Raw genomic sequence first — 18,996 nt, 5'->3', positions numbered from 1 at the left:
AAGCCGGAATGACGTCACTCATAATCCTCATACGCCATGCTGTCGTCGGCGAGGTCGCTGAACTTGGTCGTCTTCGCCTCGAAGTGCATGCGGACCTTGCCGGTCGAGCCGTGACGCGATTTGGCGACGATAACTTCGGCAAGACCGAAGACGCGTTCCATTTCGGCCGCCCATTCCTCATGCTGCGCGTGGATCTTGACATCGTCGCCCTCGACCGGGCGCTTGGGTTCGCGCGCCGCGACATAATAATCCTCGCGGAACACGAAGAGCACCATGTCGGCGTCCTGTTCGATCGAGCCCGATTCGCGAAGGTCGGAGAGTTGCGGACGCTTGTCCTCGCGACTTTCGACCTGACGGCTGAGCTGCGACAGCGCCATCACGGGCACGTTCAGTTCTTTCGCCAAAGTCTTCAAACCACGCGAAATTTCGGAAATCTCCTGGACTCGATTGTCACCGCTCTTCGACGAACCTTGTAGCAATTGCAGATAATCGACGATGATGAAGCCGATACCGTGGCGGCGCTGCAGCCGCCGCGCGCGGGTGCGCAGGCCAGCGATCGTCAGGCCGGGCGTATCGTCGATGAACAGCGGCAGCGTCTGCAGCGCCTGCGCCGCGCGCGAAAGCTGCTGGAACTGGTCCTTGCTGATCTTGCCCATGCGCAGCGCTTCGCCCGACACCCCCGACTGTTCGGCGAGGACGCGCGTCGCAAGCTGGTCGGCGGACATTTCGAGGCTGAAGAAAGCAACCTTCGCGCCCATATTCTTCTCGGGCGGGATGCCGTCTTCCTCGTCGCGGCGGAAACGCTCGGCGGCGTTGTAGGCGATGTTGGTGGCGAGCGAGGTCTTGCCCATGCCCGGACGCCCCGCGAGGATCATCAGGTCGCTATTGTGCATGCCGCCGATCTTGGCGTTCATGCTGGCGATCCCGGTGGTGATCCCTGACAGGTGGCCGCCCGAATTCAGGGCGCGTTCCGCCGCTTGCAGCGCGACGAGGCTCGCGGCGTTGAAGCTTTTGACCGACCCCATCTCGGCCTCGCCGCCGGCGACGCGATAGAGCGCGGTTTCGGCCTCTTCGATCTGCGACTGCGGATCGACGCTTTCGCTGGTGTCGAGCGCGCTGTCGACAAGCGTGCGTCCGACGCCGACCAGCTCGCGAAGCAGCGCAAGGTCGAATATCTGCCGCGCAAAGTCGCGGGCGCCGATCAACCCCGCACCGCTGCCGGTCAGTTGCGCGAGATAGCCGACGCCGCCGACCGCCTTCATCGCCTCGTCGGCTTCGAAATAGGGTTTGAGCGTCACCGGGGTCGCGATGCTGTTACGCTCGATCAGCGCCATCGCCTGCTGGAAGATGCGGCCGTGCAGCGGCTCGAAGAAATGATCGGGAGTCAGATGGACGGGAAGGTCCTCGACGACTCGGTTATCGATCAGGATCGCGCCCAGAAACGCGGCCTCCGCCTCGATATTACGCGGCAATTGGCGTTCGTCCCCGGCACTGGTCGGGGTCGGAATCAGGGCGAGCTCTGGCATAGCGACCTTCATGCGACGGCACGAAACACCATGCAACCGAGTTCCTCTGATGCTCATCCTGCGCCGTGGAGCATCTCGGGGATAACTTCAAATCCCGTTCGCATCGAGCGAAGTCGAGATTCCTCTCGGCTTGGCGCGATCCCGATGGGTGTCTCGACTTCGCTCGACACGAACGGGTTTGGAATGTTGCGCCAAGTCGCCCCCTTGCCCTTCGTGGCGGGCCAAGTAGAAGCACTTGCAGCATGGCCGACGCAGACCCCTCGAAACAGCGCATCATCTCGGTCGAGCTCGACGAGGGCTCGATCGTCTGGCGCAACCCCGATGTCGAGCAGGAACGCCGCGTCGCGATCTTCGACCTGATCGAGGACAACAAGTTCGTCCCGCAGCGCGGCCATGCCGACGGCTACGCCGGTCCCTATCGCCTGATGCTGCGCGTCGAGGAAGGCCGGCTGATCTTCGAAATCAGCCGCGAAGACGGTTCGCCGCTCGAGGCGATCATCCTCGGGCTCGGCCGCTTTCGCCGTCCGATCCGCGATTATTTCGCGATCTGCGACAGCTATTATCAGGCGATCAAGACCGCGACTGCGCAACAGATCGAGACCGTCGACATGGCGCGCCGCGGCCTGCACAACGAGGCGGCGGAGATGCTGATGGACCGGCTCGACGGCAAGATCGCGGTCGATTTCGACACCGCGCGCCGGCTCTTCACGCTGATCTGCGTGCTGCATATCAAGGGTTAGCGATGGCGACGGGGGCAGCCAGCAGCAGGAACAGAAAGCCAGCGCGGATCGCGGCGGACTGGCGAGGCGTGCTCGCGCGCTGGCTGCGGCGTATCGGCGGCGTGCTATTGCTGCTCATCCTGGCCGCCGGGCTCGCGATCTGGTGGGCGGCGCGCTGGACGCCGCCGCGCGAACAATATCCGATCCAGGGGGTGACGATCGACGCCGCCAACGGCGCGGTCCACTGGGGCTCGATCAAGGCCGCAGGCGCCGATTTCGCTTATGTCATGGCGACCGACGGCACCGCCGGCCTCGATCCGATGTTCGCACGCAACATGACGGCAGCGCGCGAGGCCGGGATCCAGACCGGCGCGATCCACCGCTACAGCCTGTGCCAGCTTGCCACCGATCAGGCCGCGAATTTCATTCGTCACGTCCCCCGCCGCGCCGACGCGCTGCCGGCGGTGGTGTGGCTCGACTATGACGATCGCTGCCCCGACCGGCCGACGCGCGCCTTGCTGCTGTCCGAACTCGCGACCTTCCTCGCCCAGATCGAGGCGCATATGGGCAAACGCAGCCTGATCGCGCCCGGTCCCGCTTTCGAGGCCGATTACAAGGTAACGCAGGGTATCGCGCGCACCACATGGCTGCGCCGCGATTTCTTCGAGCCCGATTATGGGGCCCATCCGTGGGCGATGTGGCAGGCCAATAATTATGTCCGGCTGTCGGGCGCCGACGGCACCGTTGGCTGGAACGTGCTGCGCGGCGGGGGAGAGGCGCCATGACCGACGACGCGACCCGCGACGCGTTGATCGCTGCCGCGCGCGATGCCGCAAGCCGCGCCTATGCGCCCTATTCCGGCTTTCACGTCGGCGCAGCCCTGCTGCTGAAGAATGGCGACGTCGTCACCGGCGCCAATGTCGAAAATGCCAGCTATGGGCTGACGCTGTGCGCCGAAACCGCAGCGATCGCCAAGATCGCCAACGAAGGCTGGATCGGCGAACTTACGGAGATCGCGATTGTCGGCGGCCGCCCGGAGCGCGATGCGCTGCTCGGCAGCGATCCGGTCCACCCGTGCGGCCGCTGCCGCCAGATGCTCAACGAAGCGGCCGAGCGATCGAAGACCGATATCCTCGTCCACTGTGCATCCGGCGACGGCAAGGCCGTGCAGAGCTACAGGCTCAGCGAACTGTTTCCCGCCGCCTTCGGCCCGAAGGACCTCGGGCTGATCCCCGACTGACCGCTTGCGCAAAGCGCGCCGCCCTTACAAGAGACACGCATGGCCATTCTTTCCGATCGCTGGATTCGCGAAGCCGCCCGGACGCAGGGCATGATCGAACCATTCGTCGAGGCGCAGCGCCGCGACGGGTGCATCAGCTATGGCCTGTCCTCCTACGGCTATGACGCGCGCGTCGCGCCCGAGTTCAAGATCTTCACCAACGTCGACAGCACGATCGTCGACCCCAAGGATTTCGACCCGAAGAATTTCGTCGACCGCGAAACCGACGTCTGCATCATCCCGCCGAACAGCTTCGCGCTCGCCCGCACCGTCGAATATTTCCGTATCCCGCGCGATGTGCTGGTGATCTGCCTCGGCAAGTCGACCTATGCGCGCTGCGGCATCATCGTCAACGTCACCCCGCTCGAACCCGGCTGGGAAGGCCATGTGACGCTGGAATTCTCAAACACCACCCCCCTGCCCGCGAAAATCTACGCCAATGAGGGCGCGTGCCAGTTCCTGTTCCTCCAGGGCAATGAGCCGTGCGAGACGAGCTACGCCGACCGCGCGGGCAAATATATGGGACAACAGGGCGTGACGCTGCCGAAGCTTTGACAGTCACTGTCATTGCGAGGAGCCGTAGGCGACGCGACAATCTCCAGCTCTCGGCCCTGCGCAAGGCCGAGAGCTGGAGATTGCTTCCCCCGGCCTTCGCCGGGGTCGCAATGACGAAGATCGGTTGCGCCCTCTGCAAGATTTGATAACGTTCCCATAAATCGAATGGGGATGAGGTCATGACATTCCGTACCGTCGCGCTGATGCTCACCGCGTTGCTTTCGTCCACCGCCGCGCACGCCGAAGGGATGTTGAAGGTCCGCGGGACGCAGATCGTCGACGACAGCGGCCGGCCTGTCATCCTCCGCGGCATGGGGCTCGGCGGCTGGATGTTGCAGGAAGGATATATGCTGAAGCTCGGCGAAATCGGGCAACAGCACAGGATCCGCGCCAGGCTGGTCGAACTTGTCGGCGAGGAGAGGACGGCCGAATTCTACCGCGCCTGGCTCGATAACCACACGACCGAAGCCGATATCGCGCAGATGGCGAAATGGGGCTTTAATTCGGTGCGCCTGCCGATCCATTTCGACCAGCTCACCCTCCCCGTCGACAAGGAACCTGTGGCGGGGCAGGACACATGGCACGAGGAAGGTTTCGAGCGCATCGACCGCCTGCTGGCGTGGAGCAAGGCGAACCGTATCTACCTGATCCTCGACCTCCATGCTACGCCCGGCGGACAGGGCAACGACCTTGCCATCTCCGACCGCGACCCGGCGAAACCGTCGCTGTGGCAGAGCGAGGAGAACCGGCGAAAGACGATCGCGCTGTGGACGAAGCTGGCGGAACGCTATGCAAAGGAGCCGTGGGTCGGCGGCTATGACCTGATCAACGAGCCCAACTGGAGTTTCGCGACCCCCGGCAAAGGCAATGGCTGCGACGAGACCGAAAGCAAGGCGGTATGGGATTTGCAAAAGCGGATCACGGCGGCAATCCGCAAGGTCGACACGCAGCATATCGTGATCGTCGAGGGCAATTGCTGGGGCAATAATTACAAGGGCCTGCCGCCCGCGTGGGACGCCAATATGGTGCTGAGCTTCCACAAATATTGGAACCGCAACGACGCAGCCAGCATCGCCGAGATCACCGCATTACGCACCAGCTATAATCGCCCTATCTGGCTGGGCGAGTCGGGCGAGAACAGCAACGGCTGGTATCGCGATGCGATCGCGCTGGTCGAGGGCGAAGGCATCGGCTGGAATTTCTGGCCGCTCAAGAAGATCGGCTTCAACCAGCCGCTGGAGATCGACCCCGGTCCGGGCTGGGCCGCGATTGTCGCATGGATGACGGACAAGGGCGCGAAACCGGAGCCCGACGCGGCCTTCGCCGCGATGATGCAACTTGCCGAAAACAGCCGCTTCGACCGGAATATCGCGAAGCCCGACGTGATCGATGCGATGCTGCGCCAACCGCACGATCCGGGCTATCGTCCCTTCGTCGCCCGCACGCTGGATCGGGCGCCGCTGATCATCGCTGCCGTCGATTATGATCTCGGGCCGCCGGACGTCGCTTACTACGATATGGTCGACGCCAATTATCACGTCGCGACCGGCGGCGAGCGGACGCCGTGGAACAACGGGACGACCTATCGCAACGACGGCGTCGACATTGCCCGCGAAAGCGATGGCATGCCCTATGTCAGCGACTTCGTGACCGGCGAGTTCATGCGTTACAGCGCCGACGTTGCGAAGGCCGGGCGCTGGACGGTCTCGGCGCGCGCACGCTCGGCAAAGGGCGGCCGTATCGGCATCGACGAACGCGGCGTCGCCGTTCCGGCCGGCACCGCATGGCAAGTGATCAAGCTTGCCGACGTCGACCTGCCCGCCGGCCCCGGCGCGGCGACGCTGCGCGCGATCGATTGCAGCGATTGCGAGGTTGCCGAGCTGGTCTTCACGCCGCGCTGACCGGAACCCATCGCCTCTCCGCGCGTCCTGTCTGCACAAGCGGGCGGGCAGTAGTGGAGGATGACCCATGTCCATGATCGCCGTCTTCATCGGCCGCCTGTTCATTGCCGTGATTTTCATCGTGTCTGGGATCAACAAGCTGATCCACGTCGCCGATACCAATGCGATGATTTCCGCCGCCGGCCTGCCATCAGGGCTCGCTATCCCGACCGGGCTATTCGAGCTGATTGCCGGCGTCTGCCTTGCGCTCGGTATCGCAACGCGACTGTGGGCGATCCTGCTCGCCGGTTTCGTCCTCCTCACCATCCTGTTCTTCCACCGCGAATTCACCGATCCGATGCAGGCGATGATGGCGATGAAGAATCTGGCGATCGCGGGCGGGCTGCTCTGCCTCTTCGGTTACGGCCACACGCGCTGGAGCTACGACGCGCTGCGCGCGCGGCGCCGCGGCGAGATTGCGCAGCACGACGCCGAACTTCGCGCCCGCGAAGCCGAATTGCGTGCGGCCCGCGCCGAGGGCCGCGCCGAAGCGGTCGACACGCCGGTGGTCGTCGAAAAGCGCCCCTTCTGGCGGCGCTGACGCTTCGCGCTTGGCATCCTTCCTTACGTGCGCTAGCCTCAGCTTGACGTTTACGTAAATGGGAGGGTGCCATGGCCGCTGCGCGTGAATTCGACATCATCGTCTATGGCGCGACCGGGTTCACCGGCCGCCTCGTCGCGGAATATCTCGCCGCACATTATGCGGGCCGCGCCGATGCGCCCAAATGGGCGATGGCGGGGCGCAGCGCCGACAAGCTGGCCGAAGTCCGCGACCTGATCGGAGCGCCGAAGGATATTCCGCTCGTCGTCGCCGACGCGAGCGATCCCGCCAGCCTCGATGCCATGGCGGCGCGGACGCAGGTCGTCCTGACCACTGTCGGCCCGTACCAGCTTTATGGCGAGCCGCTCGTCGCCGCGTGCGTCAAGGCGGGCACCGCCTATGCCGACCTCTGCGGCGAGCCCGGCTGGATGCGCGAGATGATCGACGAATATCAGGACGCCGCCAAGGCGTCGGGCGCGCGCATCACCTTCAGTTGCGGCTTCGACAGCATTCCGTTCGACCTCGGCGTGCTGTTCCTGCAGGCCGAAGCGGTGAAGCGTCACGGCAGCCCGGCGCCGCGCGTCAAGGGCCGCGTCCGCAAGATGGCCGGCGGTGCGTCGGGCGGCACGATCGCCAGCCTGACCGAAACGATGAAGGCGATCGCCAAAAAGCCCTCGCTCGCGCTGCTCCTCAAATCGAGCTTTGCGCTGACCCCGGGCTTCGAGGGGCCGTCGCAGCCCACTGGCCTGATCCCCGAATATGACGCCGCCACGGGCACATGGACCGCACCTTTCGTGATGGCGCCGATCAACACCAAGAATGTCCACCGCACCAATTTCCTGCTCGGCCAGCCCTGGGGCGCCGACCTCGTCTATGACGAGATGCTGATGACGACGATCGGGGATGCCGGCAAGGCGATGGCCGAAGCGATCGCCAAGGCCAACCCGTTCGGTGAATCGAAACTCCAGCCGGGCGAAGGCCCGAGCAAGGAAGAGCGCGAGAACGGGTTCTACGACGTGCTGTTCATCGGCGAATATCCCGATGGCCGGGCGGTCCATGCCAGTGTCCAGGGCGACCGCGACCCCGGCTATGGCTCGACCTCGAAGATGCTCGCCGAAACCGGTATCGCGCTGCTCGCAAACAAGGGCGAGGGCGGCGTGTGGACCCCCGGCGCGCTGCTCGGCGACACCCTGATCGCACGGCTGACCAAGCATGCCGGAATGACCTTCCAGATCGAGGAATAGGACAAGAATGACGACCTCCCCCAGCGCGCTCGACGCGCTGCTTTCGACGCTGCGTACCGAAGAGGGCGTGGCGAAGGCGCATATCGACGAAGGATGGATGCAGGGCCGCACCGCCTATGGCGGGATCAGCTCTGCCGTCGCGCTGGCGGGCGCGATGGCGCTCCACCCGACCGAGACGCCGCTACGCTACGCGCAGATCAGCTTCGTGGGGCCCGTCGGCGGCGACTGCACCGTCGCAACGCGCGTGCTGCGCCAGTCGAAATCGAGCCTGTTCATCGACGCGGGCGTGTCGAGCGACGCGGGTTTCGGCACCGCCGCAGTCTTCGCCTTCTCGGGCGACCGCGCGAGTCATCTCGACCACAACAGCCTGACCATGCCCGACGTGCCCGCGCCCGAAACGCTGGCACCGGTTCCCGATCACAAGGTGCGCCCCAGCTTCACCCGCCATTTCGACATGCGCCCGACCACCGGCCCGCGTTTCGACTGGAAGCGGGAGGTCGGCGAATATCTGACCTGGGTGCGCTTCGTCGAGGAACCCGCCTGCCATCCTGCGGTCGCCCTGCTCGCGATGGGTGACGCCTTGCCGCCCGCAGCGATGGCGCTTTTTACCGAATTCGGGCCGATCAGCTCGATGAACTGGACCGTCAACATGCTCACCGGCAACCCGCAGACCGACGACGGCTGGTGGCTGCTGTCGGCGAAGACCGGCTACGCGCGCGGCGGCTTCTCGGTGCAGGACATGATGCTGTGGAACCGCACCGGCGAACCGGTGCTGAGCGGCAGTCAGGGCATCGCGATCTACGCCTGATCCTCCGGCTGGCCGATCGGGATGCTGAGCGTGCTCGGGCGCGTGGCGTCGTGATAGAGGCGCACGGTGACCGTGCGCGCATCGGCCATCGTCTCGTCGGCCACCGGCTTGCCGCTGTTATAATTCTTCTGCCATTTCAGATCGTGATTGGGCTTTACCACCAACCGCAGGCGGCATCCCTTTTTGATCAACCGCGAAATGAAGAAGAAGCCGTCGAAGTCGTAGCGTAGCGGCTCTTTCGTTGCGATCAGCCGCTCGGTACGAAGCCCTTCGCGATGGCGCGCGCGCTTGTGCTGCTCGGTCAGGAACAGGCTCGATCCGTCGGGCGCGATTTCATAGATCGAGACCATGAAATCGGTGTCCGGCGTATCGATCGCAATCGACGCGTTGAACTTGAAGAAGCCGGTTACTTCGGTGTCCTGCTCGAACGGATCGCTGTGATAGATCAGCTTGCCGCCCGCGGTGGCGGCGACCAGCGTCTGGCCGGTCGTGTGCCATTCGGCGAGCGAAGCCTCGAGCCGGAGGCCGCTGAGATCGCGCGGGTCGTAGATATAGCGATCGGGCTGCGCCTTTGTCGCGGGCGCGGGCTTCAGCGTCCCCGAAGCATAGACATTGTCCGGGTTGCCCGACGAATGCAGGTGGAGCGTTTCGTAGCGCGCCGTCGCATCCTCGATCCTGTCGGCATAGCGCCACTTGTCGGCGACCATCACATAATAAGCGAATTTCTTCTTGAGAAACTCCGGCCGCGGGCCGTCTTCCATCGCAAAGGCGTACCAGTCGCGATGCAGCTTCTTCATGTCGAGCACGCTCGCCTCGCCGACCTTGATGCCATAGAATTCGGCGGTCGGGTTGCGCACCTCGTCGTGCCCCCACGGGCCGATCACCAGATAATGATTGGCCTTCGCCCCCGCATATCGAAGATGCTGGCGATGGAATTCGAGCGTGCCGAGTTGATCGCCGTCATAGATGCCGCACAGCGACAGCACCGGCATCGTCAGCTTGGCGAATTGTTCGGGCGACGGGTTGAGCCGGTCGTAATATTCGTCCTGCCGGGGATGATCGACCCACTGCTGAAACGGTTTGGACTCAAACCCGAAAAACTCCGGCATCTTGCGGAACGGCAGACCCGCTTCGAGGAAGCGCAGATATTCGGTGCCCCAGCCTTCATCGGCAAAGACATTGTTTCGCCGGGTGTTACCCTTGACGAAGGTCATCCACTGCCCGCCCGCGAAGTTGAAGAAGATGTTGTAGCGGATCGGGAAATCGAACCCGGCAAAGGCGGGGGCCGAGGGGATGATCGTGGCAAGCCCCTTCGGATCGCCGCGCACCGTCGCCCACTGCGTATAGCCGACCCACGACAGGCCGCACATGCCGACCTTGCCGTTGCAGAAGGGCTGCTGGATCAGCCATTCGACGATGTCGTGGCCGTCCTCCGGCTCGGTTCCGAAAGGCGCAAACTCACCATCCGAATCGCCGCGCCCGCGCATGTCGACCGCCAGAAACGGATAGCCGTTCCGGGAGAAATCGACGCCCTCGGCATGATAGCCGTCGGCCGTATAGGGCGTGAGCGCAAAAATCGTCGGACGCGGTGTCTTCAGGCCACGCGGGAGATAGAGCGTCGCGCCCAGATGAACGCCATCGCGCATCGGAATGCGCACTTCATATTTCATCTGTGACGAGAATTTGGGCTGGGCCGCAGAGTCGTCGCCGCCGGCCATCGCCGCTTTTGCCCCGGGAGCGGCCGCCAGCGTCAGGATCGACGTTGCGGATAGAAGATATTCCCTGCGATTCATCGTCGCCTTCCCTATTTCGTATACTATATCCTATAGGGACTTTTGTCGGAAGGAAAGCGGGAGTCAACAAAATCCACGCGCTAAGTGGTACGGTTCGGGCTGCTCCCGACCGGTTGCGAACCTAATGATTATTGTCACTCCGGACTTGATCCGGGGTCCACGACGACGGCGCGGCTATGGATCCCGGATCATGCCCGGGATGACGAAGGTGAGTAAGCAACGTCCGCTGCCCGCCCCGAAGTCGATATTCGTAACCGGTGCTGGAAGACCCCGCGGAAGCCAGCCGCTAGGGCGCTGTCAACAGCACAATCACCGCATCGAGCCCGCCGCTATCGCGATTGGCGAGCGTCAGCGTTCCGCCCTCGCCCTCGGCGATGTCGCGGGCAATCGACAGCCCCAGCCCCGCGCCGCCGGTCGCGCGGTTGCGCGACTGCTCGCCGCGCGCGAATGGCTCGACCAGCGTCCGGATTTGTTCCCCGCTCAACCCGGGGCCGTCATCCGATACGACCAGCCGCACTTGCCCGTCGATCGCCGCCACCGACAGCCGCGCCCGCACGCCATAGGCGAGCGCATTGTCGATCAAATTGCGCAGCGCGCGCCTGAGCAGCATCGGACGCGCCATGACCGCGGCCTCCGCGAGTTCGCCAACGCCGACATCCTTGCCCTGTTCGCCATAGTCGGCGGCGAGTTCCCGGGCCAGGGCGGCCGCGTCGAGGCGCTCCTGCACCTCCGTCCCCGCACCCGACCGCGCAAGCGCCAAGATGTCGGCGAGCATCGCGGTCATTTCCTCGATCGACGCGATCATCTTGTCGCGCAGCCGTTCGTCCTCGACCTGCTCGACGCGAACGCGCAGGCTGGCAAGCGGGGTCCGCAGGTCATGGCCGACCGCGCCGAGCATCCGGTCCTTGTCGGACAGCATCGTCGCGATCCGGGCGCGATAGGCGTTGAACGCACCGATCAGGTCGCGCACGTCCGACGGCCCCTCTTCCTCGAGCGGCGTCGTATCGCGGAGCGCCGGGTTCGAACGCACCGCGCGCGTCAGGTCGCGCAGCGGCCGCGCCGCGCGCCACGCGATCAGCATGATGGGCACGAGCAGCAGCAGGTAAAGCGTCAGCGTCTGCCAGACGAGGAAGCCCTGCAGGCGGTTCCCGCCCGCCTGAATGCGGCTGCGCACGGCAAAATAGCGACCGTCGACCTTGGCCGACACGATGACGGTGCGGGCGGGGAAATCGGGCCGCATCGCGCGCGGGCGCTGCGGCAGCACCCACGCGTCGATCGCTTCGGCCTTCAGATCGGCTTCGTTCAGCAGGTCCGTGACATAGTCGGCGAGATCGGGCATCCGCACCGCCCCGGCGGGCACCGGCGGCGGCCGGTCCGAAATCACCAGCTTCGGGATCCGCTCGCGGCGCATGCGGTCTTCGTCATGGCCGGGGCCGAAATCGCCGCGCCGATCACGTTCGATCGCATCGATGATCCGGCCGACCGCCATGCCGCCGCCGTGCGCCAGCACCTGCTGCCGCTGCCCGCGCGCGAGCAGGGTAAAGTTGATCGCCTGCGCCACGAACAGCATCAGCGCGACGGCGACGAACAATTGCCCGATCAGGCTGCGCGGCCACAGGCGGAGTTTCATGCCGCAGGCCCCAGCCGCTTGACCTCGCAGGCGAGGGTGTAGCCGCCGCCCCAGACGGTCTTGACGAGTTGCGGGTGCGCGGGATTTTCCTCGATCTTCTTGCGCAGGCGGCTGATCAGATTGTCGATGGCACGGTCGAAGATATCGGCTTCACGCCCGCGGACGAGGTCGAGCAACCGGTCGCGGCTCATCACCTGGCGCGGATGGCGAACCAGCGCGTGGAGGAGATGATATTCGCCCGACGACAGTGCGACCTCCTGCCCTTCGCTATCGACCAGCACGCGTTCGACCTCGCGCAGCACCCACGGCCCGAAGGCAAAGCTCGTCCCGCCCGGGTCGAGCGCGCGCCCCCCCTGCTGGGTCCGGCGCAGCACAGTGCGGATGCGCGCGACCAGCTCGCGCGGGTTGAAAGGTTTGACCACATAATCGTCGGCGCCGATCTCCAGCCCGATGATGCGCTCGGTATCCTCGGCGCGCGCGGTCAGCAGGATGACCGGAATGCTGCTCGTTTCGCGAAGGTGGCGGGTCAGCGACAGCCCATCCTCGCCCGGCATCATGATGTCGCTGACGACAAGGTCGACCGACTGCGCGCGAAGCACCGACCGCGCCTCGGCAGCGCTCGCCGCATCGGTCACCGCAAAGCCCTGCGTTTCCAGATATTCGCCCAACGGCTCGCGGATCGACGGTTCGTCGTCGATCAGCAGAATGCGCGGCGTGTCGCTATCGGTCATCTATCGTCCGTCACATGGTAGTTCGCCCACCGGTCGCCAGGGACCGGTGGGCGATAGCTGGCAGGGACCGGCGGCAAAGGCAATGCCGGGAGGGGGATGGCCTGTCCGTCGACCGCCCGCCCCTGCCAAATGGCTCAGTCGGTGGTCGGGGCAGCCGCGCCGCGCTTCGCGCGCCATTCGGCGGCCTTGGCCTTCCACGCTTCGCGCTGCGCCTGACGTTCCTCGGCGGTCACCTGACCATCCTTGTTCGCGTCGAGGCGGTCGAAACGCGCGAGCGCCGCGGTCTCGAACTCGGCCTGCGTGATCGCCTTGTCGCCATTCGCATCGGCCTTCATCCAGCCGCCGCGACCGCCACGCATTCCGTGTCCGCCGCGCTTGCCGTGATGGCCGCGCATGCCGTCGCGCTGGCCTTCGCCGGCTTCACCGGCAGCCGCGCGCTTTTCCTTGCGCTCGGCGCGTTTCGCGGCGCGATCGGCACCATGCTGGTCCCATTCGGCCTTGCTGACGCTGCCGTCCGAATTGGCGTCGAGCGCGGCAAAGCGCTTCGCCTGCATTTCGGCGCGGCGCGCGGCGTGGTCGGTCGCGTCGATCTTGCCGTCCTTGTTGGCATCCATCTTGGCAAACCGCTGCACGGCATTGGCCTGCACCTCGGCGCGGGTCAGCACGCCATTGCCATCGGCATCGCCCATCTTGCCGCCCGGGGCAGCGAGCGCGGGCACGGCGATCAACGCGGCGCCCAAGGTAAAAAGAGTGATCTTTTTCACGTAACGAACTCCTTGTCAGGGGACATTCAGGGGAGAATTTGTCCCGATGACGCCGTTCTAGGTGCCATTTGTCCCAAGCCGTTGCCGTGTGGACGAAAAATTGTCGCAGATTGTCGCAAAACGGACGCCTCGTTCATCGGCCTGCAAGCGGGTCGATCGCTTCGGACGCAGAAACGAGTAAGCCCCGTCGCATTTCTGCGGCGGGGCTCCCTAGGTTCCGTCCGAAGACAGGAACCAAATTCTACCTTCTCTTTCGATCCGATAGGTAAGTGAAACGCCTCGGCAACCTGTTTGGTTCCGTCGCGTCCCGAACTTATGTGATTTTTTTCGCCGCGGCCGATCCGAGGATCAGGAACAGCACGACAAGGGCAAGGCCGACGAAGAACAGGATCTTGGCAATCCCGGCCGCCGCGCCCGCGACGCCGCCGAAGCCGAGCACTGCAGCAACCAGTGCGATCACGGCGAAGATCAAAGCCCATTTGAACATTTCAGATATCCTTCCATCGTGCGGGAGCGAGGGACGCAACAGTCCGGCATCCGAAGCGGCACGATCGCGCCCTTTCGGAAGGAAATGCGGCCGGTGACCGATCCTCGTTTTCCCATATATCGAGTGCGCTAGGGTAACGTCGGGCGGCGTCGAAAGTTCCTGCGCTACGCAGATCGAACACCGCGTGACATCGAACCGGCAAGAGAAAGTTCGGAAGAAGGACCTGGAGCGGGTAGCGGGAATCGAACCGGATCATACCTTGGCAAAAACGAAGGTTTAGGAGGGAATCGAATTGCCCAGACTTCAAACGAATATGGAGGGAGGGCTGCACGTAGAGCCATCTGCGAACAGGATACCAATAGAACGCTTCCCTGTCGCGATAATAAACTTCAACGAGAAGCCAATAAACCGAAAGTTTAATATTAAACTAGAAGCGGTTTAATTTGAATTCTTCTCGTACATTTTGTTATATCTATATTGACTTCCCCATTAATACCTGATCATTGCATTTTGCTTCGGCACATCTACCGCAGAGAGGATCACGCATGACCGATGAAGCGCAAATGCCAAGCCGGGCATCAACAGGATCAAGAATTCTAGACGAGGGTTTCACGCCAGCACACTGGGTTCGCATACTTGCCGATCATGATTGTGAGGTCTCGGAGCGGTCTTTTCGGGAATGGGCCAACAAACTAGGCGCCTGCTATCGGTTAGGGCGAACGATGTTGGTAACCAGGGAACAGTTCGACGTCATTGTCGCGTCACGGCAACAGAAAGCGCGCTCAAAGGGTCCGCACCACCGATCGATGGAAGTCACCCAAAGTTCGGCTAGCAGCAACACGTTAACGGTAATAGAGGACCTTAAGATCATCGCGAAAGGCGGCGAGCCAAGTCAGCGGATGATCGCTCGTAGGGAAGCAATTCAGAAACGATTTATCCCAGACTGAAGGCGCGGGCATAGGCAGTTAGTGTGCCGCCCATCGTGCCATATAAACTGCTGTGGTGCCTTCAGCCTATCGCTGCTTTCACCGCCCCCGAATTTCCCCTAATCCAATTCAACATGACTCTGTCCCCCTTCGATCCGCCGTTCAGCGCCTGGTCGAGCTGATCGACAGAGTCATTAATGTTGATATTACGGATGTTCACCACTGGCGGCTCCCCTGCCCCGCCGCCATTCAGCGCGTGGCGCGGGTCACCGCGGGTCAGGATTTCTTCACCGCGTTCCAAGATGGCGGGGATTTCGTTTGGCTTCAGGCCGGCGAAGCCACCAGTGTGGTAGCGAACTGCATTCACGTACCATGCCGGATTTCCGGTGATCGGGGTGCCATGCTGACCAACGACGCCACCACTGTGCAGCTTAATCCCCGGCAATCCCACCCCAAGGCTACCGCCGCTCCCTCCACCTGAAGCCCCGCCGCCCATCCCGGCCAGTATGCCTGACACAAGATTGAATACCGTTTGCTGGATGATCATCTGCGCGATCTGACGCAGGAATTCGGCCGCGAACTGCCGGAAAGCATCCAGCAGCGAACCGAAGACATTGCGCCCCTCGGCTACCGACTGCGAGAAGCGATCGATGGCAGACGTCGCGGTATTAGCAAACGTCTGGGCGATCTGCTGCCCGGCGATTCCCATGTAATAGCCGAGGTTCTGGGACTGCTCGCCGGCGAGTTGCAGGCGCTGGATAATGAGATCCAGTTCCTCGCGGGTGCCGGGAAACTGCTCGCTGCCGGGCGTGAGCGCCTGATAGAATGCGATTGCCTCGTCGCGGGCCGCCTGCAACTTCGCGATCACGGCATCTAGTTGTGGCTGTAGCTGGTTCGCGAGTCCGGTCTGTCCGCGCTCCTGATAGAAGGCGACACGCTGCTCCAGTTGATCGCGGAGCGACGACAGTTCCTCGACGGGGCGATCCACCGTGGTGCGGGCATTCTGGAATCGATCGCGTGCATTCGCTGCGTCATGATACGCGCCGGCCAGTTCGCGGACTTCGTCCACCATGTCCTGGGTGAGTTCCAACGACACCTGACCGGGCTTCAGGCCCTCATTGAAGCGGGCGAATTTCTCGCGCAGATCCGCTTCGGCCTGAGCCATGGCCTGCTGACGCTGTGCAGCCAGAAGCGCGTCGCCCTGCAACCCGACCTGTTCGCGCAACGCGATCGTCGCGACGGCGCGTTCCGCATTCTCCTCCCGCATCTTGCGGAGGAATTCTTCGGCCTTTTCGTTGCGCTGGTCGGTCAGTTTCTCGAAGTCGTCGACCGAGTCACCGGGATTGATTGCAAACCGCTGCGCGCCGTCGAGTGCGAACATGCCCTTCTGCGAGTCGACCGGCTTCCCGTTGACGGTGATCTGCCAATGTAGATGCGCGCCGGTCGAGCGGCCCGTGTTGCCCGACTTGCCGACCACGTCGCCCTGGCGAACGAAATCACCCTGCTGCAACAGGGCATTGTCGCTCAGGTGGAGCATCTTCGAGACGACACCGCCGCCGTGGTCGATCACAACGTATTTACCGTTGGTCGCGTCTTCGGCGATCAGCGTAATCGTGCCGGGGCCGGGCGCCTTCACCGCGGTCCCGGTCGGAACCGCGAAGTCGGTGCCGTTGTGCATCGACTGCTTGCCCGTGACCGGATTCTTCCGCATGCCGAAGCCGGACGAAATGCGGCCGTCCACCGGATTGATGAAAGCCGTCTGTTTCGCGAGGCGTTCGGCTTCCTTGCGCTGCCGCTCGGTTTCGTCCGCCTGCTTCTTCTTTTCCCCGGTGATGCGCTTTTCAGCGGCTTCGCGAGCCTTCGTCACCTCCTGGTCGATGTACGCCTGCTTCGACGCCTCATCTGCGAGTTTGAAATTCTTCGAAATAAATTCGGTCGCCTTCCGACGGGCCTCTGCCTCGGCCTCGGCGGCGGACTTGTTCTCTTTTCCGGCAGCAGTTTCCCGCTTCAATCCTTCGGTTGACTTCCGGCGGGCCTCGGCCTGTTTGGCGACTGTATCCGTGATTTTGCTTTCGGCGGCATCGATCTTCGCGAGTTCGCGGAGATTCAGATCAAGCTGCCTCTGCGACGCATCGCGTGCCAGTTTGGCGATCATGTTTCCGGGGTTATCGCGAAGCGTCTTGTTGGCATCCGCGATATCGCGTTCCAGCAATGCGTTTTCTCGCAAGAGCCGGCCACGATCCCCTTCGCGGAGAGTCTTCAGGAGTTCACGGACCTTTTTCCCGAGCCCTTCCAGCGCGCGACCGGCGGCAGCGATTGGGGCGGTGTTTGAAACCCAATCGATGAATTCGCGCCAGGCTCCGCTGAGTTCGCGAACGGCGGCTGCCCACGGCCCGCGCATCGCATCGGCCGTCTCTTCAACCTTACCGGAGAAAATCTCAAAGGCCTGAGTCCGCGCCTCGCTGGCCCGTCCCTCTTCGAACAGAGTGCGGATGTGCTCCCGCTGCGTCGCAGTCAGGAAATTGTAGGCGTCGTCCAATTCCTTGATCTGGGTATAACCGCCGGTGAACGCGGTCGCCACCTGTTCCGCGGCGTCCTTCAGATCGACGCCCATGATGTCGGCGAGGTCGAGTGCCGCGCGCCCGAACTCTTCGATCGCCGCCGGATTCACGCCTTCCTTGACGAACAGTTTCACGGTCGCCACGGCGTCCTCGGCGGACATGCCATAGCGATCCAGCGCCTCAGACGCATCGTTCAGTGCCTGCGCGTTGTAATCGCCGCCATCCGCGTTGAGACCGAGGATGCCACCGAACTGCCGAATGCGTTCCGCTTCATTCCCGACTTCTTTGATGCCGGCAACGATGACACCGATCGTCGCGGCGAATCCCAGAACCAGCGGATTACTCAACGCAGCAACGATCGCCGAACCCGCACGCGGGAACAACTGCAGGATCTGGCCGCCCTGCTGAGCCATCGTCTGAACCAGCGATGTGCCCGAGGCGAGTTGCGTCACTACGTCGTTGATCTGGTAGCCGAGATTGGTCATCTCGTATGGCTTCAGACCGAACAGCGTCGGTTTCCCGCTACTGGCGCCCTGGCGTCCGATAGCTTGCGCGGCACGATCGGCTTCCATCCGCAGCAGTTTTTCTGCAGCGGCCAGTTCCTCGGCACTGAATTTCGCCGCCTTCGCCACGCGCGGCAATTCAGCTAGTTCGCGGTTCAGCTTGTCCTGGATCGCCGCGAGCGGATTCATTGCACCGCGCAAGCGAGCGCCGGCCGACGCGAGCGCGTTCAACTCGGCTTGGGCGGCGCGTGCCTCCCCGGCCTCGAAGCTGGTCGGACCCATCGACTGGAATACACTCGCCGACGCAGCGGCCGATTTATAGCCCCGACTATCCGTCGAGCGAGCCACATTCGCCTGCAACGCTGCCGCGGCGGCTGCCCGCTGCGCCGCTGCCGCCTGTTCATCGAGCGCACGCGCGTATTCCTTCGCCTCCTGCGCCGCGAACGTCGTTACCGCGCCGGCCAGTTTCTGGTCGCGCGCCACTTCGCGCAACGATGACGCGGAGCGCTGAAACTGCGATTCCTGTTTCGTGAGTTCGCGTTCGAGGGATTTAATATTCCCTTCCAGCGATTTGATCTCTTGTCCGACCAGTGCGTAGCGCTGCTGCGAGGCTTCGGTCTTCGGGCCGATCGTGTCATTGAACCGCTGCTGCGAGGCCTTCGCGGCATCAAGCTGCTTACGATAGGACGCCAGAGCATCCTGATTGCGAGAGAACGCGCTTAGTTGACGCTCCGTCGCCGCAGTACTGGCATCGGTGGCGGCGTTCGCGCGCGCATAGGCCTTGTCGAGCCCGGCCAGCGTCGTGATGACTTTCCTGAAACCCGACGACACAGACGTGGCGCCGCTCGCAACCTGTTTCTGAGTGTCGAAAAGACCGCGGAGCGCATCGTCGATTGCGGTGACCGCGCGACTGGCTTCGTCGCGGGCGCGGATTACGAGCGAAACATCAGTTTGAGTGCGAGTGGTCACGGTAGCTTACCATCTGGATC

15 protein-coding genes are annotated in these 18,996 nt (G+C 63.5%); 8 read left to right on the top strand and 7 right to left on the bottom strand.

What is annotated here, in order from left to right; all coding sequences use genetic code 11:
- Positions 1–14: 14 nt before the first annotated feature.
- Positions 15–1,526, bottom strand: a complete 1,512-nt coding sequence (locus LH19_RS06580) for a replicative DNA helicase (RefSeq protein WP_054733130.1) — start codon at positions 1,524–1,526, stop codon at positions 15–17.
- Between the two features lie 242 nt (positions 1,527–1,768).
- On the opposite strand from LH19_RS06580, the gene LH19_RS06575 reads away from it, so the two are divergent.
- From LH19_RS06575 to LH19_RS06540, 8 genes are all read left to right on the top strand, one after another.
- Entirely contained in the window at positions 1,769–2,266 is a 498-nt protein-coding gene (locus LH19_RS06575) for a UPF0262 family protein (RefSeq protein ID WP_054587470.1), read from the top strand.
- 2 nt (positions 2,267–2,268) lie between these two features.
- A complete protein-coding gene (locus tag LH19_RS06570; protein ID WP_054726099.1) occupies positions 2,269–3,030 on the top strand; it encodes a glycoside hydrolase family 25 protein in 762 nt (253 codons plus the stop codon).
- Entirely contained in the window at positions 3,027–3,485 is a 459-nt protein-coding gene (locus LH19_RS06565) for a cytidine deaminase (RefSeq protein WP_054726095.1), read from the top strand. Before LH19_RS06570 ends, LH19_RS06565 begins: the two co-directional genes overlap by 4 nt.
- Positions 3,486–3,524: 39 nt before the next feature.
- The gene (gene dcd / locus LH19_RS06560; RefSeq protein WP_054587467.1) at positions 3,525–4,079 is read left to right on the top strand and encodes a dCTP deaminase; all 555 of its coding nucleotides are present in this window, start codon (positions 3,525–3,527) and stop codon (positions 4,077–4,079) included.
- Positions 4,080–4,258: 179 nt separating this feature from the next.
- Positions 4,259–5,980 (top strand): cellulase family glycosylhydrolase, encoded by a 1,722-nt coding sequence (locus tag LH19_RS06555; RefSeq protein WP_054726092.1) that lies wholly within the window; start codon positions 4,259–4,261, stop codon positions 5,978–5,980.
- Positions 5,981–6,047: 67 nt separating this feature from the next.
- On the top strand, positions 6,048–6,560 hold the full coding sequence (locus LH19_RS06550) for a DoxX family protein (RefSeq protein ID WP_054726089.1): 513 nt from the start codon (positions 6,048–6,050) through the stop codon (positions 6,558–6,560).
- Positions 6,561–6,631: 71 nt separating this feature from the next.
- On the top strand, positions 6,632–7,804 hold the full coding sequence (locus tag LH19_RS06545; protein ID WP_054726086.1) for a saccharopine dehydrogenase family protein: 1,173 nt from the start codon (positions 6,632–6,634) through the stop codon (positions 7,802–7,804).
- A 7-nt stretch (positions 7,805–7,811) separates the two neighbouring features.
- Positions 7,812–8,612 carry an acyl-CoA thioesterase gene (locus LH19_RS06540; protein WP_054726083.1) on the top strand — a complete coding sequence of 267 codons (801 nt, stop codon included), beginning with the start codon at positions 7,812–7,814 and terminating at the stop codon, positions 8,610–8,612.
- Here LH19_RS06540 and LH19_RS06535 read toward each other — a convergent pair.
- From LH19_RS06535 to LH19_RS06510, 6 genes are all read right to left on the bottom strand, one after another.
- Positions 8,603–10,405, bottom strand: coding sequence for a CocE/NonD family hydrolase (locus tag LH19_RS06535; RefSeq protein WP_054726080.1), 1,803 nt, complete (start codon positions 10,403–10,405; stop codon positions 8,603–8,605). The genes LH19_RS06540 and LH19_RS06535 overlap by 10 nt on opposite strands.
- Positions 10,406–10,691: 286 nt before the next feature.
- A complete protein-coding gene (locus LH19_RS06530) occupies positions 10,692–12,035 on the bottom strand; it encodes a sensor histidine kinase (RefSeq protein ID WP_054726076.1) in 1,344 nt (447 codons plus the stop codon).
- Positions 12,032–12,766, bottom strand: coding sequence for a response regulator (locus LH19_RS06525; RefSeq protein ID WP_054726073.1), 735 nt, complete (start codon positions 12,764–12,766; stop codon positions 12,032–12,034). Before LH19_RS06525 ends, LH19_RS06530 begins: the two co-directional genes overlap by 4 nt.
- 134 nt (positions 12,767–12,900) lie before the next feature.
- Complete coding sequence (locus LH19_RS06520) at positions 12,901–13,530, bottom strand: EF-hand domain-containing protein (protein ID WP_054726070.1); 630 nt, start codon at positions 13,528–13,530, stop codon at positions 12,901–12,903.
- Positions 13,531–13,843: 313 nt separating this feature from the next.
- Positions 13,844–14,017: a DUF1328 domain-containing protein gene (locus tag LH19_RS27845; protein ID WP_082395475.1), complete on the bottom strand. Its 174-nt coding sequence runs from the start codon at positions 14,015–14,017 to the stop codon at positions 13,844–13,846.
- A 1,008-nt stretch (positions 14,018–15,025) separates the two neighbouring features.
- Positions 15,026–18,976 carry a peptidoglycan DD-metalloendopeptidase family protein gene (locus tag LH19_RS06510; protein ID WP_054726065.1) on the bottom strand — a complete coding sequence of 1,317 codons (3,951 nt, stop codon included), beginning with the start codon at positions 18,974–18,976 and terminating at the stop codon, positions 15,026–15,028.
- Positions 18,977–18,996: the final 20 nt, after the last annotated feature.

The sequence above is a fragment of the Sphingopyxis macrogoltabida genome, assembly GCF_001314325.1.
GTDB lineage: Bacteria > Pseudomonadota > Alphaproteobacteria > Sphingomonadales > Sphingomonadaceae > Sphingopyxis > Sphingopyxis macrogoltabida.
This window is presented reverse-complemented; position numbering and strand designations above follow the sequence as displayed.